The sequence below is a fragment of the Bacillus sp. 3255 genome, assembly GCF_031456485.1.
Classification (GTDB): Bacteria; Bacillota; Bacilli; order Paenibacillales; family NBRC-103111; genus Paenibacillus_E.
On record NZ_JAVDUS010000001.1, the window covers coordinates 1 to 18,162 of the forward strand.

11 protein-coding genes are annotated in these 18,162 nt (G+C 55.6%); 1 reads left to right on the forward strand and 10 read right to left on the reverse strand.

What is annotated here, in order from left to right:
* Positions 1–186 (forward strand): hypothetical protein (locus J2X61_RS00005; protein WP_310184932.1); only part of this gene is annotated, 186 nt, incomplete at its 5' end.
* A gap of 384 nt (positions 187–570) precedes the next feature.
* Here the strand turns inward: J2X61_RS00005 and J2X61_RS00010 are convergent.
* From J2X61_RS00010 to J2X61_RS00055, 10 genes are all read right to left on the reverse strand, one after another.
* Positions 571–2,382 carry an ATP-binding protein gene (locus J2X61_RS00010; protein WP_310184933.1) on the reverse strand — a complete coding sequence of 604 codons (1,812 nt, stop codon included), beginning with the start codon at positions 2,380–2,382 and terminating at the stop codon, positions 571–573.
* Positions 2,383–2,673: 291 nt separating this feature from the next.
* Positions 2,674–3,630 (reverse strand): 3'-5' exoribonuclease YhaM family protein, encoded by a 957-nt coding sequence (locus tag J2X61_RS00015; protein WP_310184934.1) that lies wholly within the window; start codon positions 3,628–3,630, stop codon positions 2,674–2,676.
* Positions 3,631–3,710: 80 nt separating this feature from the next.
* Entirely contained in the window at positions 3,711–4,943 is a 1,233-nt protein-coding gene (locus J2X61_RS00020) for an FAD-dependent oxidoreductase (protein ID WP_310184935.1), read from the reverse strand.
* A gap of 84 nt (positions 4,944–5,027) precedes the next feature.
* A complete protein-coding gene (locus tag J2X61_RS00025) occupies positions 5,028–7,619 on the reverse strand; it encodes a helix-turn-helix transcriptional regulator (RefSeq protein ID WP_310184936.1) in 2,592 nt (863 codons plus the stop codon).
* Between the two features lie 23 nt (positions 7,620–7,642).
* Entirely contained in the window at positions 7,643–8,734 is a 1,092-nt protein-coding gene (locus J2X61_RS00030; protein WP_310184937.1) for a stalk domain-containing protein, read from the reverse strand.
* Positions 8,731–9,942 carry a VWA domain-containing protein gene (locus tag J2X61_RS00035; RefSeq protein WP_274466382.1) on the reverse strand — a complete coding sequence of 404 codons (1,212 nt, stop codon included), beginning with the start codon at positions 9,940–9,942 and terminating at the stop codon, positions 8,731–8,733. The genes J2X61_RS00030 and J2X61_RS00035 overlap by 4 nt, the downstream gene beginning before the upstream one ends.
* A 3-nt stretch (positions 9,943–9,945) precedes the next feature.
* Entirely contained in the window at positions 9,946–12,285 is a 2,340-nt protein-coding gene (locus J2X61_RS00040; protein WP_310184938.1) for a DUF5682 family protein, read from the reverse strand.
* On the reverse strand, positions 12,243–13,334 hold the full coding sequence (locus J2X61_RS00045) for an ATP-binding protein (RefSeq protein ID WP_274467446.1): 1,092 nt from the start codon (positions 13,332–13,334) through the stop codon (positions 12,243–12,245). Before J2X61_RS00045 ends, J2X61_RS00040 begins: the two co-directional genes overlap by 43 nt.
* A complete protein-coding gene (locus J2X61_RS00050; protein ID WP_310184939.1) occupies positions 13,310–15,151 on the reverse strand; it encodes a HEAT repeat domain-containing protein in 1,842 nt (613 codons plus the stop codon). Before J2X61_RS00050 ends, J2X61_RS00045 begins: the two co-directional genes overlap by 25 nt.
* Positions 15,152–15,175: 24 nt before the next feature.
* Complete coding sequence (locus J2X61_RS00055; RefSeq protein WP_310184940.1) at positions 15,176–16,675, reverse strand: SWIM zinc finger family protein; 1,500 nt, start codon at positions 16,673–16,675, stop codon at positions 15,176–15,178.
* Positions 16,676–18,162: the final 1,487 nt, after the last annotated feature.

Genomic DNA, 18,162 nt, shown 5'->3' on the forward strand with positions numbered 1-18,162 from the left:
CACAGCTCGGCTCCGGTGTTCACGGCCGCGCCTGTTCACGGCGTTCGAAGCACCGCGCCCCCGGAATCGGCTAACGGACACAGAAGCCGCTATTCGGCGGTTTTACGCCGATCCCGGACCCTAACGGACACAGCGAACGTTATTTGCCTCGATCAGCGCGATTCTCGCGCGGAAATTGGCAAATAGCGGCTCTCCTGTCCGTTAGAGCGCAAACCGGCCGCGTTCCCCGGCATTAACGGCCGTGGTGTCCGTTAGAGCGGCGTACCTCGGAGCGATCGGCAGTTGTGGGCCGCCGGCACAGCTCGGCTCCGGTGTTCACGGCCGCGCCTGTTCACGGCGTTCGAAGCACCGCGCCCCCGGAATCGGCTAACGGACACAGAAGCCGCTATTCGGCGGTTTTGCGCCGATTCCGGGTCCTAACGGACACAGTGAACGTTATTTGCCTCGATCAGCGCGATTCTCGCGCGGAAACTGGCAAATAGCGGCTCTCCTGTCCGTTAGAGCGCAAACCGGCCGCGTTCCCCGGCATTAACGGCCGTGGTGTCCGTTAGAGCCCGACCGCTCGCCAACTCACCCCGCCTCCGCTTCTTTCACGCGCGGGAAGCACATGACGACCTCCGTCTCGATATACCGCTGGCTCTTGAACTCGATCGTCCCCTTCATGGCCTCTACGATTTGGAAGGTAACCATGAGACCGAGGCCTGTACCCTTCGTTTTGGTCGAGAAATAAGGCTCCCCTAACTTCGCCAACTTCGCCGGTTCAATTCCCTCCCCATTGTCTTTGATATGAATGTAGATGTGCTCCTGCTTCTCATAAGCCCAGATATGAATCTGGCCTTCACCATCCTCTTGGAAAGCTTCTATGCTATTTTTGATAAGATTAATCAGCACTTGCTTGAACTTCGAAACATTGCCGCGAATATAAAGCCCGGAAGGAACATGAACCGTAATTCGTCCGCCATGCAAAGTAGCGAGAGGCACAATAATGCCTTCGATTTGTTTGATTTCATTGGCTACATTGAGGTCCGCCAAGTCTTCCAGCTGCGGTTTCGAGAAGCTCAGGAAATCGGTAATAATCGTCGAAGCCCGGTCCAGCTCCTCGATGGCTACTCGCATGTATTCTTGATTTTTGCCATCCGTACGGGAAGCGACAAGCTGAAGGAAACCTCTTGTGACCTGCAGCGGATTCCTCACCTCATGGGCGACGGATGCAGCCAGCGCGCTAATGATTTCCATTTTCTCAGACAGCTGGAGCTGGTGATTGTAAAATTCGAGTTCCTTGGAATAATTCATCATCAGTGCCTGATTCATGGCGAAGCGTCTGACCAGAATGACCACGAGGGCAATAAATAAGGCGATCACCCCCCATTTCCACAGAAAAAACTGGTAATTCCCGGAAGAGGCGTAATAGTTGGTCAAATCCAATATGCCCATAGACGCCAACATCGCAAAACCGCTGGAAAAAATGACCGCTTCCTTATTCCCTTTGCGAACCAGCTTAATGCATAAACCAATGATCAATATGAATTGGCAAACCATGATTACGGCCAAAACCGTAACGGATGCGAAAAAGTAGACATTGAGCAGTTGATTACGACTCAGCAGATTCACGCACATGAGTAAAATTAACAAGCCGGAGTAAGCCATTTGGAACTTCCGAAACCAGCGTACCCATGTAAACCTGCCGTCATCGAAGATCCGTTCAATAAAATAAGTGAGTGCCGGCAAAAATAAAAAAAGCGCGACATCGAATGAAGCACTATAAATACCGCCATATTGCGTGAAGTTGGCGTACATGAAGGGCGAGTAAGTGATGAAAATAACGCCTACCGATAAACTAAGCACACTGATGATCGCCCAGCTTTGGAATTGACCGCGGTTCAGAAAAACGGAACCGATCAGCATGATCGCAGCGATGAAAAGAAATGAACATCCGAAAATGATATTTTGCAGATCCTTCAGCATGAACGACCGCATTAACGCTGTGTAATGGCCGAGTCTGACATCGGAGTATATGCTTAACCGGTCCATTGAAGTCTCAAGCTTCAAATAGACCGTTTTCTCCCCATCCTCGCTGCTGATCGGAAATAAGCTTCGTTGGGTATCGTAGGGAAAATGATAATTCGCCTCCCAAACGACATGATGGTCTATGTATACTTTCGTTCGTTGTGACCGAATATCTTCTATGTACATCCCATAGTCTTTAGGTATGCTGGACGGAAGCTGAATTTTGATCCAAGCCGATGTAACAAGCGCCGGTTTATGCGGTGCAGGTTGACCGTTTCTCACGGCAATCCACTTATCCGGTGAAATTAATTCCACTTCCTCCAATCCGCCCGGAGGATCGCCCCACATAACGCTCCATTCTGGAATCGTTTTCATTTCAATAGATTGTTCATTTTCATGAGCTCGCGAACCTGTCCATACACTAGATAATATGACAATAATTAAACCTATCCAGCACATCTGAATGACCCGCTTCACGCTTTCACCTTCCCCGACAAAACTTACAGCCTTGAACAATGACATAGGCATTAACATTATTTCGACAATCCGACCACCTTTCCTTCTTTTACCAAGTAAACATTAGAAGAGCAAAAATAACCGCCCCCCTGTTCACATAACGGGGAAAGCGGTTATTAAGCGCCGCCAGACTATCCTGACGGCTTCCCATTATAAGTTCAAACGATACATCGCTTTATTCTCCAACCCGCGGATAACCGGGGTCCAGGCATCCGTTTCCGGCGTTACCTGCAAGCTATCCTCGACCATCTGCAGCTTCGCATCCATCGAGTCGATGTAGTGCAGGGCGACGGCTTCCGGGATTTGCGGCAGCACCGGGCTTCCCCATTCCGGCAAATTATGATGGGACAGCACGATGTGCTGCAGCCCGATCACCACATCGGACTGCAGGTCCAGCCCATGGTGCAGTGCCGCTTCCGTGATCCAGCTCGACGCCATCGAAATATGACCGAGCAGCTTGCCCTGCACGCTGTATTCCGTGACGATGCCCAGCTGGGCGGTCATTTCTTCCGGTTTGGCGATATCGTGCAGAATGATACCCGCTTTAATCAGGTCGGGATTAAGGAATGGGCGCTGCTTGCAAATGAACTCGCCGATTTCCAGCATACGCACAATGTGATAGGCGAGACCTGCGAAATATGCGTGATGATGCGTTTTGGCGGCCGGATAGTGGTTCAGCTTCTCTCCTACTTTGGCCACACAGTACGATACGATGGATTTCACCGCCTCATTCGTGATGCTGGCCATAACGTTATTTATCGTATGAATGAGTTCCATCGGACTTATGGGAGCCGACCGGATGAAGTCCGTCATCTGCACGCCATCTTCGGGCAGCACCTTGCGGATTCTCCCGATTTTCACCTGTAATTTATCCCGGTATGTCTGCACGAGCCCTTGGACCTTCACGAGCGTCATCGGGAAAAAGGTTTCCTTGTCCGCCGCGCTGACATCCCACATCTTGGCGGTGACTTGCCCGCTGGCATCGCACAGCACGATATCCATGAAATCTTTGGCCGGCGTCGTATTCGTTTGTTTAATTTCCAATTCTTTAATTAGATAGAAACCGAGAAATTCATCTGGGGCTTGCATGTGCTTAATTAACGTCATTTTAGTTCCTCCATATGTCATTAGGAACTATTATACTATGAAAATGGAGGAAAGGCGGCATACAAAATGATAGAGTCGTTCTACGGCCCCTGCATCGCCTGCATCGCCTGCATCACCATCTCTCCGAAAGCCTCCGGTTCGTTCGCATAATTATAAATGCCAAGGAATGCCTGCGTCACTGCAGGATTCGCGGCGATAACTTGATTCACGATCGCTTGCTCTGCCGTAACGGGAGTAACTTTCGTCATTTGGCAAGCCATCCCGTAGCGGGACATCAGCTTGGACTCCATCGCCGCTTGATAACGCCTTGCCAACTGTTCCCAATTGCCGGCCCAATCCTCTTCCTCGGACAAGAGCGAGGTCAGCAATCGAGCGCCGTAGATCGCATCGTGCATGCCCTGCCCAACCGCGGGATCCTTGAAAGAAACGGCGTCTCCGACAAGCGCCCAGCCCTGGCCCAGCCCTTGAAACCAGTCGTTATCATAGCCCAGCAGTCCTCGAACCGGCTCTTCCAGCTTCGCTGCGCGCAACCGCTCGGGGAAGCCTGTGTCCGGGAAACCGCAATCGACAAGCTCGCGGAAAGCTGTCTCCGGTCCGGATTTGAATTTGTCCATCCATTCCGTGCTCGCCAGCGGAAACATGACGCCAACAACGACGAGTTCGTCGCTAGTGGGGAATAGGATCGCCAGACGATCTCTCATTTTATAAAACTCCACACAAGGCTCCCCCTCTTGCCGATACCCGGAAAAGTAACCTACATACGAAGCATAGTCCGTCGGCACAGCCATTATCCGCTCGCTCCGCACCAAATCGCGCACCGTCGAATGGCGGCCGTCCGCTCCGACCACCAGCCTGGCTGTGAATTGCTCTCTACGGCCATCGCGTCCCACGCCTGCAATACCAGTGACCGCATCGCCTTGCCGCAATACATCCGTAACCCGAAACCCTTGAATGGCGGTAACGAGCGGTGAAGCTGCCGCATGCTCGAACAGAATGGAATCCAAATATTTGCGTCTGATGCACAAGCAGTACGATTCACCGGACACCTCGGGATACAGGCCGTCAATTACGGCATCGTCCATTCGCACATAAGCCCTCCGGTACAAGGGGGTGCCCGTCTGCAGCAGCTTGTCCAGTACACCCATTTCCCTAAGCATAGCCACCGAATTGTTAAAAAAGTTATGCGTCGACAACATATCGCTTGGAAAAACAGACCGCTCCACGAGCAGCACTTTGAAGCCGGCCTGCGACAATTCATAAGCGAGCGAAGATCCGGCAACGCGCGCCCCGACGACAATCACATCATAATTCATGCTTTCCACTCCTCATCTGTTGAACTGTTTTCAGCTTAACAGATGCGAGGGGGGCGGCCAGCTAACGAAAGATATATGCGATCGTTATATTTTACTTTCATTCGCTTTCTGAACCGCCTGCACTCTCCCGTTCACCTGCAATTTGCTATAGATCCGGTGGAGATGCAGCTTCACCGTGCCTTCCGACAACACCAGCCGCTCGGCAATGGCCTTGTTCGACAAGCCCTCCGCCATAAGCTGCAGCACTTCCCGCTCGCGAGGAGTCAGCGTATGCACGGAGCTTGCGCTCTGACGCTCCTCCGCGTGCCCCTCCTGAGCGATGGATACTATGCTTTGCAGATAAGACAGCGATACCCCGTCCGACTGAATGTCCGGCATATATTTGCTTCGCCGTACCTCGGCATAGCGGGTAAGCAAAGCCGATAACTCCTTTCCGGCAAATATGCGCAAGTAACCCTCCTGCTCTCCCAAGCAAAGCGCCTTATGCAGCTGAAGCAGCGACGTATGAGGCTCATCCAACCAGTGATGAATTTGCGCCAGACACAGCCGAACCTCGATCTCCGTCATGATGCTGCCGGAGGACTGCGCCTTCCGCATGAGCTTCGCGCACCATAGAAGTGCTTCGCGGATATCGCCTCCGGCCATTAAGACACGGATGAACGTCAGCAGCTCGTCGTCCTGGTCGCCGATCATCTCGTTTCTTTTGCCCCATGAGGCAGCCGCCATCCATGGGCCGGTATCCTCCGTAATGCCAACCTCCAGCCGGCAGCGAATGTAATACGCATAGAGCAGGTCGTGCCACCGGGAACCTGGGAGATCCTCTGCGTTCACATACGCCATAGCTTCCCGAAGGATGGCAAGAGCAGATTCCGCCCCTTCTCGATCTCTTGTGATCTTAGAACGAACGATCTCTGCAGGCACATAAGCCCCCATAACCCGGTTCAACCTCGCAAGGCGAACCGCATCGTCGGCCCAACGCAGCGCTTCGTCGAGCCGGTTCTGCTCATAACAAACTTCGCTCAGCGCCGCCCTTTGATAAGCCGTGAACGGGTAATCGTGAAACCCGTGCTTGTCAATGAATGAGCCGTATAACCGGTGATAGCGCTTCGCCTGTTTGATCCGTCCGCGAAACCCGTAATAGCTGCGAATCAGCGGCAAACTTCCGGCGTTCATCTCCACCCCCATGCTGAACAGCATCGGCACATCTTGAAGGTCCGGCAGGCTCTCCTCCTCGCACATCTGCTGCAGCAAGGAATAGCACAGAGGGAAATCGCCCGCCAGCATGGCCTGAAAGCACCGGACCACTTTCAAATCCTCTCTGACTCCGATCAATTGCGGCGTGAGGGCATGAGCAGGCAGCTGCAGCGCACGGTGCAGCGTATGGATGTGGACCTCCGTCTGCTCTTTGCGCCCCAGAAGCAGCTCCGTCCACACTTGAATCATCAGCATTTCCGGACGCTCCCGCACAGCGGACGGCAACTGCAGCAGCCATCTGTGCAGGGTGGCCAGCTCCCTTCGCTTGAGCATCTCCGGCGCACTCTGCAGGATGAGACCCGCTGCCCGGCCGTACGCCGCTGCCGATAGCGCATGCTCGACGGCTTCTGCCGTGAAGCCTTGCTCCGCAAACCATTCGCATGCCGCCCTGTGGAGACCGCTCGCTTCCGCCCCCTCCAACTTGCTGCGCAAGAAGCTGGCGAACAAATGATGATACCGGTACCAATGCCTCTCCGCATCTAAGGGAATAACGAATAAGTTCGCTTTCTCCATGTCCTGAAGCTCGTCCACCTGAACATCGCGCCCGATAAGCGCCGAGCAAAGTCCGGCGTTCATCCGCTCCGCCACCGACGTTTTCACCAGGAACGACCGAACGCGATCGGGCATATGGTCGAAAACCTCTTCCATCAAATAATCCACGACATACCGGTGATTTCCCTTGAAATCGTTCAACGCCTGGGGATGACCCGACAGATGGGTGAGCACAGCCAACTGAACGCCGGCCGCCCACCCCTCCGTGCGCTCCGTTAACAGCTGCATAACCGCTTCACTAGGCGTGTCGCCGGTTTGCTTCAGCCAGAACGCCTTCATCTCATCCGGGGAGAAACGCAAATCCTTCAAACCGATTTCACACAGCTGGCCTCTGGCACGGAGCTTGCCGACGGCAATCGGCGGCTGCTTGCGGCTTAGCAGAATAAGATGGACATGCGGCGGCATACGGTCAAGGAAATAAGCAACCTGGGAATGGATCTCTTGGGAATCGATCACATGGTAATCATCGAGTACAAGCAGCACATCATGACGGATGTCAAATAAATCATGAAGCAGCCAATCAATCATTTCTTCCGCCGAGAACGAAATCGTTCGCAATAAGGAAAGCGATTTGTGGCCGAGCGCTGGATACAGCCGATGAAAGGCTGCTATGACATAAGTCCAGAACCGGAGCATGTCATTCTCCCCTTGATCCAAGGAAACCCATGCGACGGGTACGGACCCGTGCAGCAGCCATTCGCCGACCAGCGTTGTTTTGCCGAAGCCCGGCGGCGACGTGACGAAGGTCACTTTGCAGGATAGCGCCTTGGACATGCCGGCCATCAAATGCTCCCGGGGGATATGATACGATGGCTGCTGCGGCCTATTTAATTTGGTCGGCAGCAGGGGTATATTCTGAAATAGCTTCATCGAATCCTCCCCTTTGACATTCTTCACTCGAAATCCGCTGCAGTTACCAGCCGATGCGCCGGCAGCGCGCCGGCCGGCTTGCCCAGCCTCTTCCCTACCTGTGCGCGGAATGCGGAATCGCTTTCGATTCGGTGAACCAGTTCGGGGGCTGCTAACAGCCGGATATCATTTTGCCCATTTTTCATATAAAACTCAAGGATGTATTTCCTGTGCCCGATCTCTTCCTGCAGCATATCGGAGAAAGGGTGCGTTTGTGGCTGAACCTCCAGACCCGGCGGCATATGTCCATGATAAGAGCGGTACGCAATCTCATCCTTTGTCAAACGGTCAACCTCAAGGCTGCCTTCCAAACCGACTTGAATCAGATAGCGCATTGCGAGCGTCATCGGTCCCTTCCGCTTGTCGATCGGCGTATGGATCACGACCATCGAGTTGTGCTCGATCCACCCGACCTCGTAGCCCATGCTCTCGGCGGCGAGCCGTACAGGAACGAACCGCTCTTTACCGTATGCGATCGTTTCCGCTTGAAGCCGTTCCCTTGCAGATGCAGGAATGCTTCCCAATACTTCGAGTATATACGGAAGAGGAGCATATACCGTATGATTTGAGATGAACGCTTGATCCATCTTTCCTTGGTCCTGCTGCTCCAGCGTAAGGCGGATCTCTCCCTGCCTGAACGCTTCTACCGCCTTATAGCCCGAAGGCTCCTCCGCTCTCGCCTCAAGCCATTGCACAAGCGCCTTCATGTGTTCAGTCCCATCCTCATACGCATCAAACACACTAATATACGGAATATCCCATCCCTGTGCGAAAAATAAATACGTCTTCCCTGCTTCAAGGCTTGCGCCGCATTGATCCGAATCGTCGTTCGTCACTACATAAGAAGAGGCCTTCCCTTTATATACGTCGAGCGGCTGGAGAACGGCCAGCGTCTGCGACGGATAGACGTCCTCCAGGCGCAGTACGGTGGCTGAGAAAATAGCGTTCGCGGCCAAATAATCCGCTTCCTGCGTTGTCGGCCCGCGTGAGCAGGCCTGCGCCGGCGGCGCTTGAATACCTGCAAGCACGACCAGCACAAGCACTAGGCTGACTAGACGCTGCAGCCAGCTTATCATCCCTGCCCGCCTCCTTGCTTCACGCGCTCGGCAAGCACGCCGAGATCGTGCCCCTTCAAGGCGCCTTCAATGAGCTCAGGCAGCTTATCGGGCGAACAGCCAAAGCATGGAATGCCGTACTGCGACAGCTTCTTGGCCACGGCCTCATCGTAAGACGGCACGCCCTGATCGGTCAATGCCAGCAGACAGATCGTCTTGACGCCGGCTTGGTGCATCTCCGCAAGCTTCCGGATCATCTCCGTCCGGTTGCCGCCTTCGTACAGGTCCGAGACCAGAATAAACAGCGTCTTCTTCGGTTCGGTAATGAACGGCGCGCAGTATGTGATGGACTTGTTAATATCCGTTCCGCCGCCAAGCTGTATGCCGAACAGCATGTCGACCGGATCCTCGGCACATTGCTCGCTCAAATCGACGACCTCCGTATCGAAAGCAACGACGCGCGTATCCAGCGCCGGCATGCTGGCGAATATCGAGCCGACAATCGAGGCGTAGATCACGGAGCCCGCCATCGAACCGCTCTGATCGATGTCGAGAATGACCGTCCACTCCTTGCTCCGCTTGGCACGATCGAAGAAATATACCTTCTCCGGCAGCAGGAGTCCTCGTTCCTTGTCGAAATGCTTGAGATTTTTGCGGATCGTCGTCTTCCAATCGAGCCCTGTCACCGACGGCAGCGGCGAGTGCTGTCTGCGGTTCAGCGCGCCGGTCACCGCCCGGCGCAAATCCTGCGACAGCCGCTTCACGATCTCATCCACAACCGCCTTAACCAGTTGTCTGGCCGTGTCCTTCGTCTTCTCGGGGATTTTCCCTTTGAGCGCCATCAGCGTGGCCACCATCTGAATATCCGGCTTCACCTGAGCCAGCAGCTCCGGCTCGAACAACAGCTGCTTGAGGCCCCTGCGCTCGATGGCATCCCCCTGGATGACAGAAACGACATCCGGCGGGAAGAACGTGCGGATATCGCCCAGCCATTTGGCCAGCTTCGGCATGGATGCGCCTAGCCCCGCTTTGCGGGGACCGCCCGCACCCGTTCCGGCGTCACCTCCGCCGAAGGTGTCGTCATAAATGGCGGCGAGCGCTTCATCCATAAGCCGCGTTTCCTCATCAAGCATAGCTTCGCCTGTGCCATAAGCTTGCAGCTTCTCTTCGACGGCTGCACCAAGTATTAACCGCCAACGGTTTAATTGCTCCTGATCGATTGTCGTCATAGGCTACAAATCTCCAAAGTCAAATTCACCGAGCTCATCCAACTTCTCCTTCTCTTCCTCGCTTAGAGGCTGCTGTAAGACAGAGCCTGCCGCCACGGAGCCGACGCCCCATATGTCGCCCATCATTTCGGCCACTGCCGCTTTCTCCCTGGGCTCGAACGAGCCGAAGGCCCGGCGCAGGAAAACGAGCGAACGATGGAAGGCTTCCTTATCCAGCGAACCGATATAGCTATCCAGCTGCTGCCACAGCGCAACTCTTGAGAGCAGCGCATACCGGTTGCGCATGGACATGCCCTCGAACCAACCCGCTCCCAGATCGGCGGGTATTCCCGGCGAAAGCCGCCGGGAAACTTCCCTGGCAACGCGTTCCTCAGGAATTTCATTACGTTCCAGCAAAAGGGCGAAGGCGAAGCCGGACAGCTTGGCATTGCAATCATCGCGTGAAGCCAGCTCCTGCAATTTGGCCAGCCATAAGCCGTCATCGACGACGTCGTAGTGGTCACCGGCAACGGCATGCAGCGATTGAATCGCCCGAACCATGCCGTGGGCGGCATCGTCGTTGCAGCTTGAAGCGCCCGCAAGCAGCAGCGCTCCGCGCAGGAAGAGCTGCCGGAGCAGCGGCAGGAGCACCTCCGTTTCAATCCGGCGGATCGAGCCGTAACGGATCAGCACCGACAGTTCATAGACGGCCGCCGCCACCTGCTCGAAGCTGCCCGCATCCACCGCTAGCCTGTGCAGTGCGGTTATCGCCCGCTCCATCTCCTTCGTTAGAGCGCAGTCGCAGGCAATGCGAACGATACGGGATGCTTCGGCGATATCTGCGCAGCATTCGAGCCGCTCCTTCAGCACGAACGCCGCCGCCAGCTCAATCGTCTCCCCTTTCAGCGTCGACTCCACGACCTGAATTTCCGCTTCCGGCGTCCACTGCAGCACCCAGTGCTCCGCCCATGTAGCGGAATCCTGGTTCACCCTTTGCGGCTTGGCGAAGCGAATGCCGAGCAGTGTAAGCCGCTGCAGGAGAACGGAGCGATTCAAGTCCAGGTACGCCGCTTCCTCCGATTTCACCCTGCGGTTCTCGCGCAAATCCAGCTCCAGCGTCGCTGCTACGGCCGACTTGTACTTCTCCAGCTTAAGCCGCTTCAGTTGTCTGTTCAGATCGTCCTGAATCGGCGTTTGGCTAACGCCTTCCGGCAGCCTCCCGATCGCCGTGCCGACATCCGTTCTGGCCAGCGCTTCCGCGATGGTCGACAGCTCGCCATAGCCGAGGCATACGACCGCGGCATCACGTAAATCCTTCCAGGTCGGAAGGCTCCCTCCGTGCAGAGCGGCCAGCGCTTCCGCCATCCTCACGCCCTCGATGAGGGAAGCTGTCGATCTGTAGTTGCCATGCTTTCTCAGATAAGCGGCGACTTGGGAGAAGTACAGAGCCGGAAGTCTATGGAGATCCCCCCGCTGCAGGCATTGCCAGAAGAGCTCGAAATAAGCCGGCGCCTGATTACCTGCCCCATAGCCGGAATGCAACGAAAGCTTGTAGTAGGAGTAAGGCATTAACGTCAATTTCGCCTTCGTCTTGGGCAGTCCCTTCCACTGTTCGTCCGTCATCGCCGGGAGGCGATGATCCATAGCCGAGGCATGATGCGCGCCGGTCACGACGACGATTCGCTGCGGGTCATGGCCGGATGCGATGGCTTCCCGGATTCGGCGCCGCATATAAGCTTCCCGAATTTCGTTATATGCCGCCTCCTGCGGGGCATGCTGCATTTCGCCCGGGGAGGTGAGCTCCCGCATCTGCAGGGAAAACCGGTAAATGCCTTGGCGGTAAGCATCTTCGTGCAAATTATGCTCGAAATGCCGTTCCCAATAGGCCTCATAATCCGGCTCTCCGGACAGCTCGGCCAGCTGCCGGTACAGATCGTTCTGTTCGTGAGCATAGGCTAGAAAGCTCTCCGAAGGCACCTGCTGCCTCAGCTCATACAAAGCCAATGCCTGCCCGGCGGGGAGATCGATGAAGGCTGCCTCCGCACCGTGCCGGCTCGCCCAGCGGAAAGCTTGATATTCCGGCGAATATTCGGCGTACGGGTACAGCAAAGTTCTTACCGGCAGCGTATCCGTATAGGCCAAAATGGCCACCGGCGGACTGACGCCGTCCGCCGTGAGCTCGGCGATGAGCGGGCTCGCGTCGCTCGGCCCTTCCACCAGGACGGCCGTAGGCTTGACGGCATCCAGGAAGGCCAGCAGATGATGCGCGCCGCCAGGCGACAGATGCCGAATTCCGAAAACATGAAATCCCGAGCCGTCCGCTAGTTGTTCATCTCCGAGCACGCGAAGTACAGATTTCTCCATGTCGATCCCCGCTTTTTCATCACATTTTCCAAATATTCCTTCCAGACCAGACGATCCTTCTCCTCGTCTTTCACGATAGCCCCTTGCAGCCCGGCGGCAATATCCTCCTCTTCAATCCTGCCGCTGCCGAAGCTGCCCGCCAGCGCCATGCTGCCGGTCAGCAGCGAGATCGCTTCCGCCGTGGAGATGACCCCGCTCGGCCCCTTCACCTTCTCCTTGCCGTCCAGCGACATCCCGCTGCGCAGCTCGCGGAATATCGTCACCACCTTCCGCACGGCCTCTTCGTCGGGCAGCGCTGCCTTCAGCTCATAGCTGACCGCTATTTCGCCGACCCGCTTGCGCACGATCTCCACTTCCGTCTCCATATCCGCAGGCGGCGGAAGCACGATCATATTGAAGCGGCGCTTCAAGGCCGCCGACATGTCATTCACGCCGCGATCGCGCGTGTTCGCCGTTGCAATGATGGAGAAGCCTCTGGCGGCGAACACTTCCCGGTTCAGCTCGGGAATCGCTATCGTCTTCTCCGAGAGGATGGAGATCAGCGCGTCCTGCACCTCGGAGGCGCAGCGGGATATTTCTTCGAACCGGGCGATTCCGCCGGTCTCCATCGCCCGGAAGATCGGGCTCTTGATAATCGCCTGATCGGACGGCCCCTGCGCCAGCAGCATCGCATAATTCCACGAATAGCGGATATGCTCCTCGCTTGTGCCTGCCGTACCTTGGATAACCCGGCCCGAATCCCCGGTTATTGCAGCCGTCAAATTTTCCGAAAGCCATGACTTGGCCGTACCCGGCTCCCCGATCAGCAGGAGCGCCCGATCCGTCAGAAGCGTGGCGATCGCCATCTCGACGAGTCTTTTGTTTCCGATGTATTTCGGCGTAATGTTGACTCCCCTGACTTGGCCTCCCGTCAGAAAGGTCAGAACGGCTTTGGGAGACAGCTGCCATCCGGCCGGTTTCGCGTCCTGGTCCAGTTTCTTCAATGCCTCCAGCTCTTCCGCGTACAGCCGCTCGGAGGGCAATCTTACAACATCCTGCTTGTGAGCCATCCCCATAATCCCTGTCCCTTCTTTTCCTGATTTGAGCTGTCCGCTTGCTCCTGTTCCGCCTCCTGCGCGGAGGCGACGGTTTCCGCAATGTCCAGCAGCTGATTTCTTATTCCTTGGTACGATAAACCTTCTGCGAACCGCTGTAAGCTAGGCGCATAAGACTTGGGCAGCAGCGAAAGCAGAGTAAGCTGAAGGCGGTCCAAATAATAAAACGGCTTGTTTCCACCCTTTTCCAGGATGTCCATGAGCAGCCTCGGCGCCTCCGGATGCTGCTGACGGAACAGCACGAGCAAGAGATGAACCGTCTTCGCCGTGTTGAAATTAGGCCGTTCCTCGCATTTGGCGACGATAAATTTCGTCACCTTCGGATCGGGCTCCCGGGCGAACCGGCAGACCAGCTCCACTTCGTTTAACTTGATGAAGAGATGCACCCATCTCGGATCCCATCTACTCTCTTCGAAGTCTTCCTGACCATACAGCTGTTCATGTATCGAAGGGGTCTCATCGTAGAGTACCCGAACCAGTCCCTTGGCAGCGGGAGATTTGAGGTCCTTGAGCTCGCGGGCGAAGCGGTCGTATACAGCCTCTGGAGGCAAAATGCGCAGAGCCGCCCGAAAGCTGTACGGAGTAAATTTGCGGTCGCATGCTTCATACAGCGTAACGGCCACACGGTACGCCTCCGGCATATCCAGTGCCAGCAGCAGGTCGGCGGCCTCCTCTTGTACGGCATCCGTCTCCGGTAAGAGGAAGCCCGGCGACGATAGCAACTTCTCCAGGAAGTGGACGACTTCCGGCACTCTCTTGCCACGCAGGCTGCGAATGTCAGCCATCAAATGCTGGGCTGCGTCCTTGACGTTCGTTCCCTGAACGATGCGCGCCAGCATGCTGTCGGCTTGCTCTAGAACGGCGAGCGTCAATCCCCCGGCTGCGCATAGTTGAACCGGCTCGATCGCCAATTCCTGATCTTTGGAGCCCAGCGCCTTGTACAGACGGGCGGCGGCTTCGTCCGTGCCAAGCCGTGATAGAGCGTACAGCGCCGCCTTACGGATCTCTTTCCTCTTGTCGTCCGCGTACCCCATGATCAAATCTTCATGCTGCGGATAATCGCCAAGCCTTTCAACTGCCGCCGCCCGCACTTCAATCGAGCCTTCCGCCGCAGCTTCAAGCAGGAGCTTCTCGCTTTCCCAGGCAGGCAGCCCGGCATGCAGCAGCTCTAACCGGCGGGCATCGCCTCTGCCGCCATCCCGGTTGAACTGCTGCCGCAGTGCGGGGAGCGCCGCAGCGCCGATTGAGGGCAGCACTTGACGGTGCAGGAATTCAGGAATCTCCGCGTAGCTGTCGTCTAACGCAGACACTGCTGCGGGAATCACGCGGAGATCGTGAAACAGTCCCTCATCGTATCCGATCCGCAGCTGCTCCATTCGGCCCTGGCCTTTCTGTGTCAGTGCCTCCTTGAGCGGATGTAGCTTGCGGTAAGGGATGGAGGCAGGCAGTGGCGCAGCCGTTGCTGATGCTGATGCTGATGCTGATGCAACGGGTTCGAGCGATTCCTTCGTCTCCGTTCTCCCCTGCGTATACAGCACCGAGTTCAGCAGCATGCCCAGCTCCAGCAGCTTCCCGGCCGAGCCGCTCGCTTCCGTCTCCAGCACTTGGCTGACAGCTTGCGCCATTCGTTGGAACACCGGAGCGGACTCGCCCAGCGACTGCAGGCGGGGAAGCATCTTCTGCAAGCGCAAATCGCCCGCCGCCATACCGCTCCCCGCAATAAACAAGCGCCGCACCTCATGCTGCAGCTCATACAAAATGTCTATGCTCATGGAATCGTCTCCTAATTCTCATCATCAATACAGCAGGCGAATGATGGCAGTCGCCGTTACAATGCTCAGAGGCTGCGCTTCCAGCCGGTTATGTTCACGGTTATGCTCGAACATAACCACAATCGCTTGGTCATGCAGGCTGGACTCCTGCAGTAAGGTCAGCAAATGCATGGTCGGCTCGCCGAGATGCGGAATGTCCGCCAGAGGCAGCTGCTTCCCCTGCTGATCCAGAAGCACGAAGCCCGAACCGCTCCTCATCATCTCGGCGAACCGCAGCAGCATGACCGGATGCTTGTCGGACAGCGGGTTCTTGATTTGATTCTTCACCAGCTTCACGACTTCCGGGAAAGACGGACGGGCGGAGGCAATGACAGCTTTATAATCGTCTGCAACGGCTTCCCGGTAGGTCGCTTCTTCGAAGCGCACCCTCGCATTCAGCTCTCCTGGGTATTGGGCCAAATCCTTCGCTTGGACGACTTGGAAAACGGAATCTTCCTCGCGTATGTATTTCACCGCACGAAACGGTCGGTACGTTCTCGTGAGGTGTATGTGTCCGGTTTGGAGATCGGCCCAATAGCCCTCGTCGATATATTCGCCTCTCGCCTGATCCGCGTACGAGCGGAAGAAGAGCTGAAGCAGCTCCGCCCTGCTGCGAACGCGGCCAAGCTCTCTCAGCTCCGCGAGCTGCCAGGCATGGCCGATCCATTCCTCCAGCGTGGACTCGCTGTCAACCGGCGCATCGGGATTCTCCAATCTCCCGCCTAAGTACTCCTTGCTTTTCTTGATCAGCGCATGGAGCGTTGTCAACTGCTCAATCGCGGCGGGGTATGCCGCTTCGCGATTGTCTTCGGCTCGGAATCGCTGCGTCAATTCCCGCAGTTGGGACTGAATGCCGGGAATGTAATAATTGCCGAGCTGCTTCGCTTGATCTTCAGCGGTTTGCAGCCCCTTCTTGTCCAGGGAGCCCAGCCCTGACGTGACCAGCTGCAGAATGAGCTTCTCAGCGATGCCGATCCCTTCGAGCTGAGCGGCTATCTTCTTCGTGAGGGTCGCTTTACTCGTTTTGCGCTTGGTGGCCGTTGCGGCTGCGGCAGCCGTTGAAGATGTCGATGCAGTCGAAGCTGTCGAAGCTATCGAGGCATCCGTCCCGACAGCGGCGGCTTCCTTCCTCTTCTCCTCCCGCTTCTCGGCCTTTTCCCTTTTGCCGGCGATATCTTGGGGAATAGGGGCTGTGACGAACGTTTTCCCTGAGGTAAATGCATACATCAGCCCGAGATTGTGCTTGCATGGAAACTGACGGCTTGGGCAAGTGCAGCGGAACACAGGACTTCCTTCCTTGAGCGCATCGACCGAACACTTATAGGGCTCCTTGCCGCTGCCTTTGCATTCCCCGAAAATGATCGTTCCGTCTTCCGACCGGCAAAGCAGCGGGAAGCTGTTTTTCTTCACCAAATCTTTGCCATTCTTGATCGCGCTGCTGTTAAGTGCCAGACTATCGACATAAGCTTCCGTTAAATGATTCATCTTCTACCCCTCATGACTTGGTATAGAAACTGTTTCCACGCAGTTCCTAATTTTCCTTTTTCATGGGTATGGCTTTTCCGCCTTAATTAGAACGAAAAAAACCTGAGATACGGTCTCAGGTTGGATTTTCTAAAAGGCGTACGGCTGGCAGGTGCAAAGAGCATATTTGCTAGGGGAACACGTGCGGTTGTTAGGCAATAAGGAGTAGCGAGGTCATTCCGGTGCGGCAGCTTGTTTGGTGGATGTGTGCGACGTTGAAGGAACAGGCATCAAGGGTGCGAGGATGGAGTTCGTACTTGTGTTGGCAGGTAGATTCGGGTGGGAAGCTTGGCGGTGCGGGAGCGGAACGGAAATACAGGCCCTTATTTCAGTATAACGAGGGCCAATAGCCGCCGAAGCGGAAATAAGATGCGTTATTTTGCTGATTGAGCTGCGAAACAACCAGATTCAGCAAGGATAACGCATTGTATTTCCGCTTTACCTTCCAGAACCGCTAATTCAGCCGTATTAGCGAACTGTATTTCCGCTGGCGTGAGGGTCGTTTGGCCTCAGTATTTCCAAGGGGGGAACATATGCGGTTGTTAGGCAGTAAGGAGTAGCGAGGTCATTCCGGCGCGGCAGCTTGTTTGGTGGATGTGTGCGACGTTGAAGGAACAGGCATCAAGGGTGCGAGGATGGAGTTCGTACTTGTGTTCGCAGGTAGATTCGGGCGGGAAGCTTGGCGGCGTGAGCCGAACGGAAATACAGGCCCTTATTTTAGCATAAAGAGGGAAAATAGCCGCTGAAGCGGAAATAAGATGCGCTATTATGCTGATTGAGCTGCGAAACAACCAAATTCAGCAAGGATAACGCATTGTATTTCCGCTTTACCTTCCAGAACCGCTAATTCAGCCGTATTAGCGAACTGTATTTCCGCTGGCGCGAGACTCCAAGGGGGGAACACGTGCGGTTGTTAGGCAGTAAGGAGTAGCGAGGTCATTCCGGCGCGGCAGCTTGTTGGTGGATGTGTGCGACATTGAAGCAACAGGCATCAAGGGTGCGAGGATGGAGTTCGTGCCGTGGTGGCAGGTAGATTCGGGCGGGAAGCTTGGCGGTGCGGGAGCGGAACGGAAATACAGGCCCTTATTTCAGCATAAAGAGGGAAAATAGCCGCCGAAGCGGAAATAAGATGCGTTATTTTGCTGATTGAGCTGCGAAACAACCAAATTCAGCAAGGATAACGCATTGTATTTCCGCTTTACCTTCCAGAACCGCTAATTCAGCTGTATTAGCGAACTGTATTTCCGCTGGCGTGAGGGTCCTTTGGCCACAGAATTTCCAAGGGGGGAACACATGCGGTTATTAGTCAGTAAGGAGTAGCGAGGTCATTCCGGCGCGGCAGCTTGTTTGGTGGATGTGTGCGACATTGAAGCAACAGGTATCAAGGGTGCGAGGATGGAGTTCGTACTTGTGTTCGCAGGTAGATTCGGGCGGGAAGCTTGGCGGCG

Bases quoted from the DNA above. Each gene is read 5' to 3' on its own strand.
- J2X61_RS00055 (WP_310184940.1), bottom strand. From the start codon at position 16,675: ATGAATCATTTAACGGAAGCTTATGTCGATAGTCTGGCACTTAACAGC.
- J2X61_RS00045 (WP_274467446.1), bottom strand. From the start codon at position 13,334: ATGGCTCACAAGCAGGATGTTGTAAGATTGCCCTCCGAGCGGCTGTAC.
- J2X61_RS00020 (WP_310184935.1), bottom strand. From the start codon at position 4,943: ATGAATTATGATGTGATTGTCGTCGGGGCGCGCGTTGCCGGATCTTCG.
- J2X61_RS00040 (WP_310184938.1), bottom strand. From the start codon at position 12,285: ATGGAGAAATCTGTACTTCGCGTGCTCGGAGATGAACAACTAGCGGAC.
- J2X61_RS00015 (WP_310184934.1), bottom strand. From the start codon at position 3,630: ATGACGTTAATTAAGCACATGCAAGCCCCAGATGAATTTCTCGGTTTC.
- J2X61_RS00010 (WP_310184933.1), bottom strand. From the start codon at position 2,382: ATGAAAACGATTCCAGAATGGAGCGTTATGTGGGGCGATCCTCCGGGC.
- J2X61_RS00050 (WP_310184939.1), bottom strand. From the start codon at position 15,151: ATGAGCATAGACATTTTGTATGAGCTGCAGCATGAGGTGCGGCGCTTG.
- J2X61_RS00025 (WP_310184936.1), bottom strand. From the start codon at position 7,619: ATGAAGCTATTTCAGAATATACCCCTGCTGCCGACCAAATTAAATAGG.
- J2X61_RS00035 (WP_274466382.1), bottom strand. From the start codon at position 9,942: ATGACGACAATCGATCAGGAGCAATTAAACCGTTGGCGGTTAATACTT.
- J2X61_RS00030 (WP_310184937.1), bottom strand. From the start codon at position 8,734: ATGATAAGCTGGCTGCAGCGTCTAGTCAGCCTAGTGCTTGTGCTGGTC.